Raw genomic sequence first — 767 nt, 5'->3', positions numbered from 1 at the left:
AAAAACCGACAAGCATGTCAATTTTATCGGCCAGCGCTACTGCTATAGCAAGAGGTTCTTGCGGAATACGATCTTTTGGTCCTTGAGGTTTATAATGGTCTTCGATTGCTTCAGCTACGCGAGGGTCTTCTTCCTGAAGAAGGGCATATTTTCGTCCCATGAATCCTTGTAGTTCCGGAAATTCTCCAACGACTTCTGTTTGTAAATCAGCTTTTGCAAGTATTGCGGCACGTTTAGCTAGGAGAGGGTCTGCTTGCACCGAAGGTGCAATTGTTTGTGCTAAGGGGGCGATTCGCTCCACTCTTGCACCTTGTGTGCCTAATTTTTCATGGAAAGTCACATTCAAATGATCAAGGCGTGCTATTCTTTGATCGAGAGGTTTTTTTAAATCAAGAGCAAGTTTCTTAGCAGAGGACTGCAAGTATTTGATATCAGGCAAATCATGTTGGTCTGTTTGCCAAAAATAGAGCGCATCAGAAAGACGAGCACAGACAACTTTACTATTTCCCTTGGAAATTTCTTTACCTTCATCGTTTGCAAGAATATTAGAAACGAGAATAAAATTATGAGAAAGTTTGATCTTTTCGCCTTGTTTGCGGGTTACAAAACACTTTTGATTGGCCTGAATGGTCAAGCGAATAATTTCTGGAGGAATATCAAGGAAAGATTTGTCAAAATTGCCCATAAGCACAACAGGCCACTCAACGAGTCCTGCAACTTCTTCTAAAAGGGCACTATCTTCAACCAGTTCTAAACCATTTGCAAAA

1 protein-coding gene is annotated in these 767 nt (G+C 41.2%); it reads right to left on the bottom strand.

What is annotated here, in order from left to right; translation table 11 throughout:
• Nucleotides 1-767 (bottom strand): glycine--tRNA ligase subunit beta (locus ACFIK8_RS11125; RefSeq protein WP_375669461.1); only part of this gene is annotated, 767 nt, incomplete at both ends.

This window comes from Bartonella sp. MR168JLCBS (genome assembly GCF_042194175.1).
Note: the sequence above shows the minus strand (reverse complement) of the source record. Positions and strands in the feature narration are given on the sequence as shown.